Origin of the sequence: Mammaliicoccus fleurettii (assembly GCF_003970575.1) — a bacterium.
In the GTDB taxonomy this organism is placed as follows: domain Bacteria; phylum Bacillota; class Bacilli; order Staphylococcales; family Staphylococcaceae; genus Mammaliicoccus; species Mammaliicoccus fleurettii.
Genome location: NZ_RXWZ01000134.1, coordinates 1 through 17747 on the forward strand (window position 1 = coordinate 1; position 17747 = coordinate 17747).

A 17747-nucleotide genomic window follows, 5' to 3' on the forward strand; every position below is an offset into this window, starting at 1 on the left:
CTATTTCTGATTGACTATATTTGTACGCATTATCTAAGAAAATTGTTATTAACTGATTAAAACTTTCTTTATTAATTTTACCAATTAAAACATTTTCATTTGTGTGTACATTAATTTTTCTTTTATATACTTGTGAAAGTTTTTTAGTTAAATTCGAAACTTGTGAAACAATATCAACATTTGAAAAAACAATATCATGAAATGCACGTTCTATTTTAGCCAAATCTAACATTTGTTCAGTTAAATATTTTAACCTTTTAGCTTCTTCATTTATTGTATCTATTCCCTCATCTAATAAATCGGGTCTTGTTTTGCCAAATCTTTTTAACATTTCGCTATAAGAAGTCATAACAGTAATTGGCGTTTTTAATTCATGAGAAGCATTAAGTATAAATGCTTGTTGCTTTTCGTCATGGTCTTTTAAATTAAGCATCATTTCATTGAAAGTATTTGAAAGTTCTTTCAATTCTTTCATATCGTTATTATTTATATTTATTTTACTGTAATGTTTTGTTTCTCTCGTTTTATTCATTTGTTCAATAAGCTCATTGATAGGCTTCAAAATAATTTGCGTAATGATTCGATTCAATAGAAATATCACGATTAGTATAATGAATGTTGAAACAATTAATATCCACTTTAATATTGAAAAAGTTTCGTACTTAAAATCAATATTTTCAAATATTTGAAGATTATTTACTTCACCATTTTTCAAAATAATCGGTAAAGATACCATTGCAAAATGATTTCCATTTTTATCAACCACTTTTTTATATTGTCTATTTTTGTATGATTCTGCTAAATTTTTATATTTAATGTCAGTTGATATTTGCACAATATTTTTATTTTTTGGATTTACTACAGTAATATATCCATCTGAGAGTAAATAAGATTGAAGAACTGCCTCCGTATTTACATCACTATCTGAAGTGTTTTGGAATTCTTTCATTATATTTATCCCCCTGCTTTCTAACTGGGTCACTTCAGATTCTAGTGAAATCTTTTGGTAGACAAAGTAAACAAATAAATTAATGCAAATAACAACAATAACTATCATAACAGTGGTATAGAGTTGTATTTTCGTCCCAAGTTTCATTGATTTAATCCTTTATCATATATCCAATACCTCTTACGCTAGATATTAAGGATATTTCATTTTGATCTAGTTTTTTTCTTAAATATCTTACATAAACATCGATGACATTTGTATCACCATAATATTCGTATCCCCAAACTTTTTCAATAATCTGTTCTCTAGTCAAGGCTTGGTTTTTATTCTCAACAAAATATAACAATAAATCATATTCTTTCTGCGTTAAGTTTATTAATACTTTATCCATGTATACTTCTCGACTTAATGGATGAATAACTATATGTTTAAAGTGAATTTCACTATTATTCTCATTTGTGACTTCATTATTTTGTTTTAAATGAACTCTAATTCTAGCTAGCAGTTCTTCTATTTCAAATGGTTTTGTCATATAATCATTTGCCCCAGAATCTAAGCCACTTACTTTATCCATAACTGCATCTCTTGCAGTTAACATAATTATTTTAATGTTATTATCTACTTCTCGAATCCTTCTCAGAACCTCTAACCCATTTAATTCAGGAATCATAACGTCTAATAAGACTAGGTCAAAGTCTTTTGATTCAAATAAATCTAAAGCTCGCTTACCAGTATTCGCAATACTAATTTCGTAATTTGCATACTCTAACTCTATTTGTATAACTCTTGCAATTTTCACTTCATCTTCGACTATTAATATTTTTTTCATTTTAGTACTCCTTTATCTAAGCGATAAGCCAGTAAATTGCCACCAAAAATAATAACATGCAATCATCATTAACATATATATTGGCATCAAAATACTGCTAATTTTTGCTAAATCTTTATTTTCAAAAGGCTTATTTTCTTGCTCATAAAATAAAAGTAGTGCTTTCGAACTTACTGGAAAAGTAACACAATAGTTAGTTCCAATCAAAGTTATAAAAACGACCGCAACTGGATTTAAATTAAACATATCACTAAACAATAAAAATAATGGAACAAACACGACAGCTCTAGTAGTATGACTTGTTACATATAAATGTGACGTTACAGTTATTATAACAATAATCAATAATATAACTTGTACATTTATATTTTCGAATCGAGATAGATAACCAAATAAATGTTCTTGTATATATTGAACAACTTTATATGAAACGAGTAATTTTCCAAGTGATGTTGCTCCAGCTACAAAAAATATTAAACTCCATGAAATACTTTGTAATCCTTCTTTCCATGATATGACACCTACATTAGGCGTTACTATAACAATACTCATAACAATTGTTATAAATGCAATATCAAATCCATGTATTGATTCTGTTATCCACAAACTAATAGTAATTAACAAATATAACAAAGTCTTTTGCTCTTTAACACTAAATGCTGAACGATTTCTTTTTAAATAGTTTAAAGTTGTTTGGGTATTGATTTCATTTGTATTAAAATTCATTTTATTTATAATAATTAAGCTTATAATGCCTATCATGATGCCAAAAGGCCCACCCCATAAAAGAAATTCAACATAAGAAATATTTTCATTTGTTTGACCTTTTAACAATCCAATACCTACAATATGACTACCAGCACCTATTAATGTCAGGTTTGCACCCATTAAAATAAGTACAGGTATCAATAATGCAAAATATTTTTGATTGTCTTGAAATCTAATAGCAAAAGCTTTATATATAGGCAACATAGCTGCAGCTCTCCCAGAAGTCGATGGAACCAATATTGATATTACTTGAACTATTATAAATAGAAATAAATTCATTTTATTTTTTGTACGACATTTATCATTTATCCAATAAATTAATCTATCTAACAAACCACTTTTCTCAACAGCAGCTCCAATAATAAATGCCCCAATCATGAGCCACACAACTTGTTCATTTAAAGATTCAAATAATACTTTTTCTGGTAATCCAAGTACAATACCTATTATTAATGCCATAAATGCAGAAAGTCCTGCAGGCATGTTCGTTAATAGAAACAATCCTAAAGATAATACAAATACTATTAAACTAAGTTGTCCTAAATAAGGTAAATCAGTACTTAAAAATACTATTATAGAAAACACAAAATAAATACACAGATATATTAATTGTTTATTACTCATTGTACAGCATCTTTTATTTTATACATTTGATTGCCTAAATTTATACCAATCAAAATATGTCTCAATGCATTTTCAGAACAATTTTCTAACCATTTATCTGCGTCTAAAATTGAATTTTCTAATGTCGTTGGTTCCGGAATAATACTACTAAACGCATCAATACCACTTTGATAATTTATCTTTGCATTATGCCCGATTGTACCTGCAAATGCGATGACAGGTTTTCCATGTATTTTTGCTATTCTCGCAACTTCTGATGGAATTTTTCCATTAGGTGTTTGAAAGTCAATACATCCTTCTGCAGTAATTACTAAATCTGCATTTTTTATAGCATCAGAAATTTCAATATACTTCATGATGATTTCAAATCTAGGGTATAAACGCGCATTAAGAAATCCATATAATCCAGCACCTAAACCACCCGAAGCACCACCACCACTCATTAATGAAACATCCTTGTTTTTAAAGCTTTTTATGAGTCTTGCAAGGTGTTCTAGATTATTAGACAACTTTTCAACATCACGAGGAGATGCACCTTTTTGTGGCCCATACACTCTTGCTACTCCTTTATTACCACATAATAAATTTGTCCAATTTACTGCTACATCTATATTTACTAAGTGAATTCTAGCATCTATATATCTCATATCAACACCATGAATTCGATCGATTTCACCGCCGCCATTTATGAATATTTCATTACCGTGTTTATTTAAGAATTTAACACCTAATGCTTGCGCCATCCCAACGCCACCATCAGAAGTTCCTGAATCCCCACATCCAATTAAAATTCGTTCAGCACCGCTATCTAATGCTTTAATTATAGTTTCACCTACGCCAAATGTAGTTGTATTTATTGGATTTCTCATATCCTTAGGTACTTGTCTTAACCCTGCAATTGCTGCCATTTCTATCACTGCTGTTTTAATACCATTTTCTACAAAAATTCCAAAAAAAGATTCTGTAGGTATACCAACTGGCCCCATCACATGAGTCTTGATTTTGCTTCCTTCTTTCAATTTTATAATCGTATCTACAAAACCTTCACCGCCATCTACCATCGGAATAGTTGTTACTTGATGTGAAGAATCTACTTTTTTTATACCCTTTGTAATTGAATGACCCACTTCCTCTGCACTTAAACTTTCTTTAAATCCTGAAGGTACAACAACAATTCTCATTTTTATTTCCCCCTTATTTATTCTTTGCTATTTTTTAACTTGATTTAACTATACCTTTGCAAAGTTCATAAATAATTAGAGAAAAATTAAAACTTGATTAAAAAGAAAAAACGAAGCTAGGACAAATTAATTGTCTTAGCTTCGCTTTATTCTATTTGCAGTAGATGATTGGTCCACTACATATAAATTCAATCAAATATTCAAACTTTAGTCATTACGATTTAAATCTTGAATCATACGTTCTATCTTATTACCATAATCGATTGATTCATCATATTTAAAATGTAATTCAGGTAGAATACGTAATTTCATACGACTTCCAATCTCAGATTTAATGAAACCTTTACCTTTTTCTAAACCTTTAAATGTATCTTCTTTTTCTTTATCTGTTCCTAATACTGTTAAATAAACAGTAGCATGAGATAAATCACCAGGAAGTTCTACATCTGTAATCGTTAAAAATCCAACTCTTGGATCTTTAAGTTTATTGTTTATAATATCCATTAATTCTTTTTTCATTTGTTCGCCAACGCGTTCAGAACGAATACTCATTTCTTTCACCTCTTAATATTCAAATCTCTATTTATACATTATTAAATTATAACACATGCTTGTTGGCTTAAAAAGACAATCATATCAAAGTTTAGGTAGTTTAAATATTATGATAAATGCGACATTATTTAAACATCATTAATCCTTCTTATCTTTATAAGCATTGATCGTATTATAAATAATACTTCTTGCTTCTTTAGCTTCTGGTATAGGCTCTAATGGAAACACATGATTTTGATTTATATACTCATGATATGCCACGTTATTATTAAATGCTTGTAACTTGTCATTAAACAATTGAATATCCGGTAATAAAATTTCTCTAGAACCTACGAATAATGTAATTGGTGGTAAATCTTGCAAGTCTCCATAAGTTGGTGATAATAGATGATGTTTTTTATCAGTATGTCCACTCCATAATTCACCGACAAATTTTAATGATTCAACTGTTAACATTGGATCACTTTCTTGAAGGAATTCAGTAATATTTTCATTATCCATATTAATATCAATCCATGGAGAAATTAAAAAGACATGAAGCGGTTGTTTAATCTCTTGTTCTTTCAATAACTGAACTAAACCTGTCGCTAATCCACCACCAGCAGAATCACCAATTATCACTATGTCATCGTAGGTTTCAATCATTCTACGATACAAATCAATAATAAGTTCATAAGACCTTAAAAACATTTCATTTGGAGCTTTAGGATATATTGGCAACTCAACAGTAGCATCTACTTTCGTCGCTAATTCTTCTAAAAAATAATGATGAAAAATAGACGGTTGATGAATATATGCACCACCATGTAGGTATAATATACCAATATTTGATTTTGCTTTCACATTATAATTAATTACTTTCATTTCATCAATAAAATAATCATCCATTTCAGTCTTTGGCTTATACATTTTAGGAAGTTGATATTCTTCCTTATTAACTTTATACAACGCATTAACAAAATCACATTTAGAATCATAATCGTCATAACTAGGACGTTGCGTTTTTGAAGCAATAATCCATTCAGCAATTTGACTTCTCATACTTCTTTTAGAAAGTTTCTTGATTACAACTTGGCTAAGTGCTAAAGTACCTCCGACAGTAGCTACACCTTTAAATAATGTTTTCATATCTATCTACCCCATATTTCTTAATACAAATATATTCCCGTTTTTTGGTAGAAGTACACATAAGAAATTACATTTTGTTATTCATCATTTCTATAAATCAACTGTATTACACCTGAATGAAATGTTCTAGTATTGATGAGTTTTAGTTCTTGTCTATCTTCAATATCTATAAATAGCGGTTTTCCTTTTCCGAGAACGATGGGATGTACTGATAATCTAAATTCATCAACTAAGCCGTAATTTACAAATGATGTAATTAAGCTTGATCCACCGTACAACCAAATATCTTTTCCAGGTACTCTTTTTATTTCATTTACCCTTGTAACAATATCATCTCTAATAATATTTACATGATAATCATCAAAATTAAACTTTTTGGAAAAGACATATTTTTCTTTAGAATGTACCTTACTCCACATCGCTTTATCATCTTCAGAATCCGATAAACTTGGTTGAAAATCTCCCCACATTTCATAACTTTTTCTACCATAGAAAATAGTATCTATTTGATCTAGAAAATCATCGAAATTCATTTCAGGATCCATAATACACCAATCAATTTCACCATTTTCACCTTCTATAAATCCATCAAGCGTAACAGCTAAATCTAGAATAATTTTCCTACTATTGTCTTTTTCTATCATAGTCTAACCTCCCAAATGGTCTTTCTCTCATCATACAGGATAAAATAAAACCTTCATATATATCCAATTATATGAAGATTTTTATGTTTATTTATTTGTCGTTTCTTCTTTAAATATTTTGATTTTCAATCCTATTTCATCTCTAACTCGTTGGAATTCAGACCATTCTTTTCCTGCTGGATCGTCAAAACCCCAATGTTCTTTTTGTACATGTGCTGGAATTGTTGTGCAGTTTTGATCTGCATGACTGCATAAAGTCACAACTAAATCAGCTTGGTTAAATATATTTGTATGAATTAAATCAGAAGTTTGGTCAGTAATATCAATGTTAACTTCTTTCATTGCATCTATTGCTTTTGGATTTACGCCATGTGTTTCTATACCAGCTGAATATACATTCCATTCGTCACCTAGTAATTGCTTACCCCATCCTTCAGCAATTTGACTTCTACATGAATTACCTGTGCATATAAAGTAAATTATTTTTTTATTCAAATATAAATGCCTATTTTTCTTTAAAATATTATCAACGTTATATATAAGCCTAATAATGTAATAAATAGTACTGGGATTGTAATGATTATACCTGTTTTAAAATATTTTCCCCATGGTATTTTTACGCCTTTTTGAGAAAGTACGTGTAACCATAGCAAAGTAGCTAATGAACCTATAGGTGTTATTTTAGGTCCTAAATCTGAACCTATAACATTAACATATATCATGCCTTCTTTTAATGTCCCAATTACATTTGATTGATCTATTGCTAATGCATCAATTAGAACGGTGGGCATGTTATTCATAATAGACGATAGAAATGCTGCGATAAATCCCATTCCCATAATACTTGCAAACAGGCCATGTTGAGAAATTGATGTAAGGATATCTCCTAGGATTGTTGTAATACCTACGTTTTAAGTCCAAACACTACGAGGTACATTCCTATTGAGAATATTACAATATTCCATGGCGCACCTTTAATTACTGCTTTTGTATTTACAGCTTTTGATTTTCGTGCAAGTAATATAAATATTATTGCAATTATACCAGCAATAATCGATACAGGTATATGAACAAATTCGCTAATTAAATATCCTATTAATAATATCGCTAACACTACCCAAGAAATATAAAAGAGTCTTTCATCTTTAATTGCAGTTCTAGGATTTTTAATATGACTTGCATCAAAAGTTCTTGGAATTGATGATTTGAACAACAACCATAATACAAGAATACTTGCAACTAAAGAAAATATGTTAGGAATAATCATACGCGTGAAGTATTCTACAAAGCCAATATTAAAATAATCGGCTGAAACGATATTAACTAAATTACTTACGATTAATGGTAGTGAAGTCGTATCTGCTATAAATCCACTCGCAATGATAAACGGGAATATAATCTTTTTATTAAACTCTAAATTACGGACCATCGCTAATACAATCGGTGTTAATATAAGTGCAGCCCCATCGTTAGCGAAAAATGCTGCAACAACAGAACCTAATAACATAATATATAAACATTTTCAATCCATTACCATTAGATGCTTTTACCATATGTATAGCTGACCATTCAAAGAAGCCAATTTCATCTAGAATAAGAGAAATTAGAATAACTGCCACAAATGTTAATGTTGCATTCCATACAATGCCGGTCACTTCTATTACATCAGAAAAACTAACCACTCCCGTTATAATGGAGATGATAGCTCCTATTAGTGCTGTTATACCGATATCCAAGCCTTTAGGTTGCCATATAACAAATATTAGAGTTATTACAAAAATCAATATCGCTAATATAGTCATGCTTTGCACACTCCTGGCTCCATAGAGTTACAAATACAAGATTCACTATTGTGATAAATGCTTTGAAGTTGATTGTTTAATTCATTAAATAATTCTGTATTTAAGCGATACATTCTTTTATTACCTTCTTTTCTAGTAAAGATCAAATTACTGTTAACAAGAGACTTCATATGATGGCTTAAAGTTGGTTAAGAAAACTGAAAATGTTCTAATAAATCACAAGCACAAAGTTCACCACATGATAGTAAATCTATAATTTCTAAACGATTTGAGTCAGATATTGTCTTTAATAATGTTGATAGTGCTTTATAATCCATAAACTCTCCCCATTCCTCTTAATAGATTAGCATCTATATAGATTTTAGATTAAAATCAAGTCAAAACGCACGAAGACTTCAGAGATATCGGGCGATTCAGCTCATATCCAATAAAAAAATGAGGCTGGGACAAATTAATTGTCTCAGCCTCAACTTAATATTAAATATTATTTTCTTTCGATTTCAACCATTTTGAAAGCTTCAAATATGTCGCCTTCTTTAATATCGTTGAATTTCTCAATTGTGATACCACATTCGTATCCTGTTGCTACTTCTTTAGCGTCATCTTTGAAACGTTTTAATGTATCTAATTCACCTTCAAAGATAACGATACCGTCACGTATTATACGGACACTTGAATCTCTCGTAATTTTACCTTCAGTTACGTAACTACCTGCAATTGTACCTACTTTAGATACTTTGAAAGTTTGACGCACTTCTGCTTGTCCAATTACTTGTTCTTCATATTCAGGATCTAATAATCCTTTCATTGCTGATTCAATTTCTTCGATTACTTTATAAATAATACGGTGTAATCTCATATCTACGTTTTCTTCTTCAGCGGCACGTTTTGCACCTGCATCAGGTCTTACGTTAAATCCAATTATTATACCGTTTGATGCTGCTGCAAGTGTAACGTCTGATGCATTGATAGCACCAACTGCTGTATGAATTATACGTACGTTAACACCTTCTACATCAATTTTCATTAATGATGCTGCTAAAGCTTCTACTGAACCTTGTACATCACCTTTAATAATAATATTTAAGTCTTTCATTTCACCTTGTTTCATTTGTTCAAACAAGTTATCTAAAGAAACACTCTTACTATCTTGACGTTGTTTTAGAATATTTTCTTGTTGACGTCTTTCACCGATTTGACGAGCTTCTTTTTCGTTTTTAAATACTACAAAACGATCTCCAGCTTGAGGTACATCATGTAAACCAGTAATTTCAACAGGCGTAGATGGGCCAGCTGTTTTAATACGTTTACCTAAATCACTTACCATAGCACGTACACGACCATATGTGTTACCTACTACTAATGAATCTCCAACTTCTAAAGTACCATTTTGTACTAATAGAGACGCTGCAGGTCCACGTGATTTATCTAACTCTGCTTCAATAACTGTACCAACTGCTGCACGGTCAGTTTTGGCTTTTAATTCTTCGACTTCAGAAACAAGTCCGATCATTTCTAGTAAATCGTCGATTCCATCACCTTGAATTGCAGATAGTTGAACAAAGATTGTATCGCCACCCCAATCTTCAGGGTATAAACCATACTCTCCTAATTCTTGCATAACACGATCAGGATTTGCTGTTGGTTTGTCAACTTTGTTTACAGCTACAATAATAGGTACTTCAGCAGCTTTTGCATGGTTAATCGCTTCAATTGTTTGAGGCATAACACCATCATCAGCAGCTACTACAAGTACTGTAATATCAGTTACTTGAGCTCCACGTGCTCTCATTGTTGTAAATGCAGCATGTCCTGGAGTATCTAAGAAAGTAATTTTTTTGTTATTATTTTCTATTTGATAAGCACCAATATGTTGAGTAATACCGCCAGCTTCTCCAGCTGTTACACGAGTATGACGAATTGAGTCTAATAGCGTTGTTTTACCGTGGTCAACGTGTCCCATGATTGTAACAACTGCTGGTCTTTCAATTAAACTTTCATCATTTTCGTCTTCAGTTTCAAAGTAATTTTCTAAGTCAGTTTCATCAACATGAATTTCTAACTCTGCTTCGATTTCATAATCAGCACAGATCAATTCAACTGTTTCAGTATCTAAACCTTGGTTAATATTAGCTACTACACCAAGTAAGAATAATTTTTTAATAATTTCAGAAGCATCTTTATTAATTTTATCAGCTAATTCACCAACAGTGATGCCTTCTTCATAAGTAATTAAAGATGGTGATTCTTGAACTACTTCTTTAGGTTGTTGCTGTTGTTGATTATTTTGCTTTTTGTTATTTTGCTTCTTATTTTTATTATTCTTTTGTTGATTATTATTTGGTTTGTTGTTGTTTGGTTTGTTATTTGTTTTGCTAGTATTTGCGTGAGTAGTTGGTTGTTCTTTTTTAGCTGTTTCTTGCTTTTTGAATGCTTTATCTAAAATTTTAATGTCGTTCTCCTCTAATGCTTGCATGTGATTTGATACTTCTATATTATTTTTCTTTAACTCATCAATTATATCTTTACTCTTTAAATTGATTTCTTTTGCATACTCATATATTCTTTTTTTACTCATATACTCACTCCTCATGAAAATCATGAATCATCGTTTTTAGCTTTTTGCTAAATCCAATGTCAGTTATGCCCAACACCACTCTGCTTTCTTTTCCAATTGCGTAGCCTAATTCAAAGCGTGTAGCAAAAGTTAAAAGTGTTACATGATAAGTTGCACATTTATTTTTTATTGTTTTTGTAACATTTGCTGCAGCATCTTCTGATAGTATGACAAGTTTTACGTTGCCTCTTCTCATTTCACTTATAACAATTTCTTCCCCTGTTTTAATCTTTCTAGCTCTTGTTGCTAGACCGAGAAGGTTCAAAATTTGGTCTTTCTTATCTATACTCATTTAGGTATACGCTCACGATATATTAAACGAATAATTTCTTTATATACAGGTTCGAGTGTTTCTTTATCGCTGCCGAAATATCGTTCTAATTTACCTTGTTGCTGTGCAGTTTCAACAACGTCTAGATCTTTAGAAACATATGCGCCACGTCCTGGTGCTTTACCAGTTGCGTCAGCTTTAATTTCGTCAGCTTTATTTTTAACTACTCGAATCATATCATTTTTTGGTTTCATTTCATTTGAAAGTATACATTTACGCATTGGTATCTTTTTCTGTTTCATGATAAAAGCACCTACCTTATGATTCTTCAGTTGAAATAATGCCTGCTTCTTTTGCATCAGTTTCTGATTTGATGTCAATCTTCCAACCAGTTAATTTTGCTGCAAGACGAGCATTTTGACCACGTTTACCAATCGCTAATGACAATTGATAATCTGGTACAACTACAGTAGTTGATTGATTAGCTTCATCAACAATAACTTCTACAACTTGAGAAGGGCTCAATGCATTTCTTACAAATACTTTTGGATCTTCGTCCCATTCGACAATATCGATTTTTTCTCCGCCTAATTCATTAACTACAGCTTCAACACGAACACCTTTAGCACCAACACAAGCACCAACTGCATCGATATCTCCGTTTTCAGAAGTAACACTTATTTTAGAACGGTCACCCGCTTCACGTGCTACTGATTTAACAATAACTGTACCATCATAAATTTCAGGTACTTCTTGCTCAAACAAACGTTTTAATAAGCCAGGATGTGTACGTGAAACAAAGATTTGAGGTCCTTTAGTAGTTTGCTCAACTTTATTTACATAAACTTTAATACGTTCATTTGGTAAGTATTGTTCATTTGGACTTCTTTCAGCTTCTGAAAGAACTGCTTCAGTACGACCTAAATTAACATATACATAACGATGATCGACTCTATCAATAACACCTGTTACGATATCATCTTCTTTATCAATAAATTCATCATAAAGAATGCCTCGTTCTGCGTCTCTTAAACGTTGCATTACTGCTTGTTTAGCAGCTTGTGCACCAACACGGCCAAAATCTTTAGGTGTAACATCTTCTTCAAAGACATCACCAATTTCGTATGCTGGGTTCGTTAAAAGAGCTGTATCTAAAGCTACTTGGTCTCTATAATCTTCAACATCTTCGACAACGTCTTTTCTAGAAATAACTCTATAAGTTCCTTCGTCAAGATTTAATTCTATTCTAACATTTTTAGCACTGTCATAATTTTTTTTATAAGCAGTAATCAATGCTGCTTCAATTGCATCTATTAATACCTCACGTGGTATTCTTTTTTCCTTCTCAAGGTATTCAATTGCAAGTAATAATTCATTACCTTTCACAATGTATCCTCCTTTATATTATAAAATTACTGATCGACGTGCTTTTGCTATTTTTTTGCGAGGCAACGTGACATTTTTAGTTCTTGTTTTTATTTTCACTTCAAGCAAAATCGATTCTTCAGTAACTTCTTTTAAAACACCTAACCATTCTTTATCCCCTTCAATAGGTTCATATAATGAAATAAATACAGGTTGATCAATTGCATTCAGATAGTCTTTTTCTTTTTTTAATGGACGTTCCGCTCCTGGAGATGATACATCCATGAAATACGGTTCTTTAATTGGATCTTCTTTGTCCATAACTTCACTAATCTTTTCAGAGGCAATTGTGCAGTCGTTTAAATCAACGCCACCGTCTTTATCAATTGCAATACGTAGATAATAGTCTGGTCCTTCTTTAACATATTCGACATCTACAAGTTCATAATTTAATTCTTCAAGTATTGGTTGAATGATTTCCTCAACGTTTGCTGCAACTTTACTCATAATGACCTCCCTCTTAATACAAACAGAAAAGAGCGGGAAATGTCCCACTCTTTCAACGTCAGAGTATTATTTTAAGCAATAATAGTATATCACATAATGGCGCTATGCTCAAGGATATACGTTACAAATCAAAAATAGAAAGCTGAGCTTTATCTGGCATATTTGGAAGTGAACCAAGTTCATCCAAATAATCTATGATTTTTTGCGAAACTCCAGCCTTTTTATTAAGATCTTCTTTAGCTAAAAATGGCCCTTCTTGTCTCGTTTCAACGATACGTTTAGCTACATTCTCACCCAGTCCTGGAACTGCGATAAATGGAGGGATTAAAGTGTCACCTTCAATTTTGAATTCAAATGCATCACTTTTTTCTAAACTTACCGGTAATAATTTAAATCCACGATGAGCCATTTCATTCGCAATTTCTAATACTGTTAATACATCTTTTTCTTTTTTAGCTAATTCATGGAATCTACTGTAATACTCTTTAATTGCAGATTTAATAGATTCTTTATCTTTAGTCATGACTTTTAAATCAAAGTCTGTTGCACGTACTGTAAAGTAACTTGCGTAATAATACAATGGATAGTGAACTTTGAAGTAAGCAATTCTTAATGCCATTAATACGTATGCTGCAGCATGTGCTTTAGGGAACATGTATTTAATTTTCTTACATGAATCTAAATACCAATCCGGCACTTCATTTTCTTTCATTGCTTCTTCAAATTCATCAGTTAAACCTTTACCTTTACGTACCGCTTCCATGATTTTAAAGGCAAGTGAAGGTTCTAAACCGTTATACATTAAATAAACCATAATATCATCACGACAACCAATAACACTTGATAAGTCACACATACCAGTTTTAATTAATTCTTGCGCGTTTCCTAACCATACGTCCGTACCATGTGATAATCCTGATATTTGAACGAGTTCTGAAAACGTCGTTGGTTTAGTATCTTCAAGCATTTGTCTTACGAAACCAGTACCAAATTCTGGTACACCGAATGTTCCAGTCTTACATAAAATATCTTCTTCTGTAACACCTAATGATTCTGGTGTACTAAATATTTTCATAGTTTCTTTATCATCTACTGGAATAGTCTTTGGATCAATTCCTGATAAATCTTGAAGCATTCTGATCATAGTAGGATCATCATGTCCTAAAATATCAAGCTTCAGAATATTATCGTGAATTGAATGGAAATCAAAGTGAGTCGTTTTCCATGCTGATTTCTGATCATCTGCTGGAAATTGTATCGGTGTAAAGTCGTATATATCCATGTAATCAGGTACAACAATAATACCACCTGGATGTTGTCCGGTTGTTCGTTTAACACCGGTACAGCCTTTCACCAATCTATCAACTTCAGCTGCACGCTTATGAATACCTTGATCATTCAAATATCCTTTCACATAACCGAATGCTGTTTTTTCAGCTACAGTACCAATTGTTCCTGCTCTAAATACTTTATCTTCACCGAAAAGTTCTTTCGTATAATTATGTGCAATAGGTTGATACTCACCACTAAAGTTCAAGTCAATATCTGGTACTTTATCACCTTTAAAGCCTAAGAATGTTTCGAAAGGAATATCTTGTCCTTCTTTTATCATATCTACATGACATTTTTCACATTGTTTATCAGGCAAGTCAAATCCAGAACCGACAGAACCATCATTAAAGAAGTGACTTTCTTTACAAGATGGACAGATGTAGTGAGGTGGCAATGGATTAACCTCTGTAATTTCGGTCATTGTAGCAACAAAACTAGAACCGACAGAACCACGTGATCCTACTAAATATCCATCATTAAGAGATTTCTTAACCAATCTTTGTGAAATTAAATAAATAACTGCAAATCCATTACCAATAATACTTTCAAGTTCTTTTTCTAGTCTATCAATAACAATTTGAGGCAGTTCTTCACCGTATAAATTTTTAGCATTAACATAACTCATTTCACGAATTTCTTCGTTTGCACCTTCCATGTTAGGCGTATATAATTCATCCCTAATTGGAACGACTGTTTCTAGTCGGTCAGCAAGTTCGTTTGTATTTTTTACTACGATTTCATATGCTTTTTCTTCACCTAAAAAGTGGAATTCATCTAACATTTCATCTGTCGTTCTAAAGTGTGCTTTTGGTAACGTTTGTCTATTAAGTGGATTACCAGGTTGAGCTGCAATCAGTATTTTTCTAGCTACAGCATCATGCTCATTTAAATAATGTGCATTTCCTGTTGCGATAACTGGGATATCCAGTTTTTCACCAACGCTCAATATACGAGAATAAATTTCTTCCATTGTTTCATTGTCTTTAATAAGTTCTCTATCAATTAAATCTTGATATAAACTCTTAGGTTGAACTTCTATATAATCATAATATTTGGCAACTTTTTCAACTTCATCTTGGTCTTTCTGCATGACAGTTGTAAATACTTCACCTTCATCACATGCGCTTCCAACTAGAATACCTTCACGGTGCTTATTTAACAATGAACGTGGTATACGCGGCGTACGATAGTAGTAATCAACTAATGATGCACTTACAATTTTAAATAGATTTTTTAATCCTACTTGATTTTGAACAATCAATGTAACATGAGACGGTCTTGCTCGTTTATAAGCTTCATCGTTAGATAAATGTTCATTAATTTGATTGTGATTATGTACACCTAATTCTTCTAATTGTTTCAGCATTTTAATGAATATATGAGCTGTAGTTTCAGCATCATATATCGCTCTATGGTGTTGAGTAAGTTCTACTCCATATTTTTTCGCTAAGAAATTCAAGCCATGCTTACCATATTCAGTATTAACTGTACGAGATAATTCTAATGTATCGATTACAGCATTTGTAGTAGCACCAATACCTATTCTTTCAAAGCCCGTGTCTATAAAGCCCATATCGAATGAAGCGTTATGTGCAATATATATTGCATCTCCAACCCACTCATGAAATTCACTTAATACTGTTTTAATATCCGGCTGTCCTTGTAACATTTCATCCGTGATACCTGTTAAGTTTTTAATTATTTCTGATAAACGTACACCCGGATCAGAAAAGCGTTCGAAAGTATCAATGACTTCTCCATTCCTTACTTTTACAGCTGCTAATTCTATGATTTGGTCATATTGACTTGATAGTCCTGTTGTCTCCACGTCAAATACGATATATGTAGCTGTTTTAAGAGGTATATCCTGTGGTTTATATGCAATTGGAACACCATCATCCACTAACATACCTTCCATTCCATAAATCATTTTAATATCATTTTTCATAGCAGCAGCATGAGCATCAGGATACCCTTGTACACCGTTATGATCAGTTATCGCAATAGCTTTATGTCCCCACTTTGCAGCTTGTTCAACATACTTTCCAATATGACTAATACCATCCATTTGACTCATTGATGTATGCAGATGAAATTCTACCCTTTTATCTGGGGCTTTATCTAGTTTCGGTGATTTCTTAATTTCGTGAATATCAGTCATCATCATTACTAAATCACGAATAAATTGGTCTTGTTCAATTCTTCCTTGTGCTCTAACCCAAGTCCCAACTTTTAAAGCTTTAAAATGTTCTAAATCATCTTTACCTTTTCTAGTGAACATTTTAAGAATCAGTGAATCCGTATAGTCAGTAATTTTAAGTGTAACAATATGTCTACCACTTTTTAATTCTTTCATTTCAATATCAAAAATAACACCTTCTAGTGCTACTTTGTATTCTTCTTCTATAATTTCTTCAATTTTACGGATTGAATCAACTGGAATATCTTTACCAATTTGACAACGTGACACTGCATTTTCATTATCACCAGATTCAGCTTTTTCTTTTTTCATTTTTTCCATTTTCTCAGATGCAATTCGAGCTGCTTCTTCATCTTCTTGTTGTATATGAGCTTCGAATGACTCTAGCTCTCTCTTCATTTGTTCTTCATTATCCATTGTTTCAAAAATGACACGATTTATTTGAAAACCACATTTTTGCAATGCTTTAACTAATGAACCGTTAACCCTTTTATCAAAATAGTCGCGCTCAATATCATTATTAACTTGAACTTTCACTACTTCTTCAGCAAAAATAATTGGTTTTTGTTTTAATTGATGTTTAACTTTATCACTTAAATCCGTACCATCGATACAATGTGGCATATATTTTAGAATATGCTCATCTAATTGTTCTTTATTAGCCACTTCAATTGTCCAATCAACTTCTGCAATACTTTGAAATGCAGATTTTAGTTGATTCGTAAAAACAAGATACATTTCGCTTGATAAGTATTGCGGTAATTTGATGTAGAAATGCCACAATCTTTTAGCTTGAGATACATCAATCCTTGTTAATTCACCTTGTTCAACAATACTATTATCAAGTTCATCTGTAATGTTCATCTGTGTGAGAAGCGTTTGGAATTTCTCTTTCCCTGTCATTGACACTTATACGACCACCTTCATCAAAATGAAAAAGAGGCTAATCTAAAAATAGCCTCTTTAAATATCTTATAT

At 31.6% G+C, this 17747-nt stretch carries 14 protein-coding genes and 2 pseudogenes; all 16 read right to left on the reverse strand.

Annotated features, from left to right (window positions below):
• A partial coding sequence (locus tag CD129_RS09650) for a histidine kinase dimerization/phospho-acceptor domain-containing protein (RefSeq protein ID WP_256681909.1) occupies positions 1-949 on the reverse strand: 949 nt, incomplete at its 3' end.
• A 151-nt stretch (positions 950-1100) separates the two neighbouring features.
• Entirely contained in the window at positions 1101-1778 is a 678-nt protein-coding gene (locus CD129_RS09655) for a response regulator transcription factor (protein WP_078356167.1), read from the reverse strand.
• Positions 1779-1790: 12 nt separating this feature from the next.
• Entirely contained in the window at positions 1791-3170 is a 1380-nt protein-coding gene (locus CD129_RS09660) for an SLC13 family permease (RefSeq protein WP_115337523.1), read from the reverse strand.
• Positions 3167-4351 (reverse strand): glycerate kinase family protein, encoded by a 1185-nt coding sequence (locus CD129_RS09665; protein WP_115337524.1) that lies wholly within the window; start codon positions 4349-4351, stop codon positions 3167-3169. Before CD129_RS09665 ends, CD129_RS09660 begins: the two co-directional genes overlap by 4 nt.
• Before the next feature lie 207 nt (positions 4352-4558).
• A complete protein-coding gene (gene rbfA / locus CD129_RS09670) occupies positions 4559-4903 on the reverse strand; it encodes a 30S ribosome-binding factor RbfA (protein WP_078356164.1) in 345 nt (114 codons plus the stop codon).
• A 138-nt stretch (positions 4904-5041) separates the two neighbouring features.
• Entirely contained in the window at positions 5042-6031 is a 990-nt protein-coding gene (locus tag CD129_RS09675; protein ID WP_115337525.1) for an alpha/beta hydrolase fold domain-containing protein, read from the reverse strand.
• Positions 6032-6108: 77 nt separating this feature from the next.
• The gene (locus tag CD129_RS09680; protein ID WP_115337526.1) at positions 6109-6675 is read right to left on the reverse strand and encodes a dihydrofolate reductase family protein; all 567 of its coding nucleotides are present in this window, start codon (positions 6673-6675) and stop codon (positions 6109-6111) included.
• A gap of 87 nt (positions 6676-6762) precedes the next feature.
• Entirely contained in the window at positions 6763-7170 is a 408-nt protein-coding gene (gene arsC, locus CD129_RS09685; protein ID WP_115337527.1) for an arsenate reductase (thioredoxin), read from the reverse strand.
• Between the two features lie 20 nt (positions 7171-7190).
• Positions 7191-8477: pseudogene (arsB, locus tag CD129_RS09690) on the reverse strand (arsenite efflux transporter membrane subunit ArsB).
• Positions 8474-8794, reverse strand: a pseudogene (locus CD129_RS09695) (ArsR/SmtB family transcription factor). Before CD129_RS09695 ends, arsB begins: the two co-directional pseudogenes overlap by 4 nt.
• A gap of 167 nt (positions 8795-8961) precedes the next feature.
• Positions 8962-11055, reverse strand: coding sequence for a translation initiation factor IF-2 (gene infB, locus CD129_RS09700; protein ID WP_115337528.1), 2094 nt, complete (start codon positions 11053-11055; stop codon positions 8962-8964).
• Between the two features lie 4 nt (positions 11056-11059).
• Positions 11060-11386, reverse strand: coding sequence for a ribosomal L7Ae/L30e/S12e/Gadd45 family protein (locus CD129_RS09705; protein ID WP_078356157.1), 327 nt, complete (start codon positions 11384-11386; stop codon positions 11060-11062).
• Positions 11383-11667: an RNase P modulator RnpM gene (rnpM, locus tag CD129_RS09710; RefSeq protein WP_078356156.1), complete on the reverse strand. Its 285-nt coding sequence runs from the start codon at positions 11665-11667 to the stop codon at positions 11383-11385. Before rnpM ends, CD129_RS09705 begins: the two co-directional genes overlap by 4 nt.
• A 16-nt stretch (positions 11668-11683) precedes the next feature.
• Positions 11684-12751: a transcription termination factor NusA gene (gene nusA / locus CD129_RS09715; protein ID WP_078356155.1), complete on the reverse strand. Its 1068-nt coding sequence runs from the start codon at positions 12749-12751 to the stop codon at positions 11684-11686.
• A gap of 18 nt (positions 12752-12769) precedes the next feature.
• Positions 12770-13237, reverse strand: coding sequence for a ribosome maturation factor RimP (gene rimP / locus CD129_RS09720; RefSeq protein ID WP_078356154.1), 468 nt, complete (start codon positions 13235-13237; stop codon positions 12770-12772).
• Between the two features lie 121 nt (positions 13238-13358).
• On the reverse strand, positions 13359-17678 hold the full coding sequence (locus tag CD129_RS09725; RefSeq protein ID WP_115337529.1) for a PolC-type DNA polymerase III: 4320 nt from the start codon (positions 17676-17678) through the stop codon (positions 13359-13361).
• Between the last annotated feature and the right edge of the window lie 69 nt (positions 17679-17747).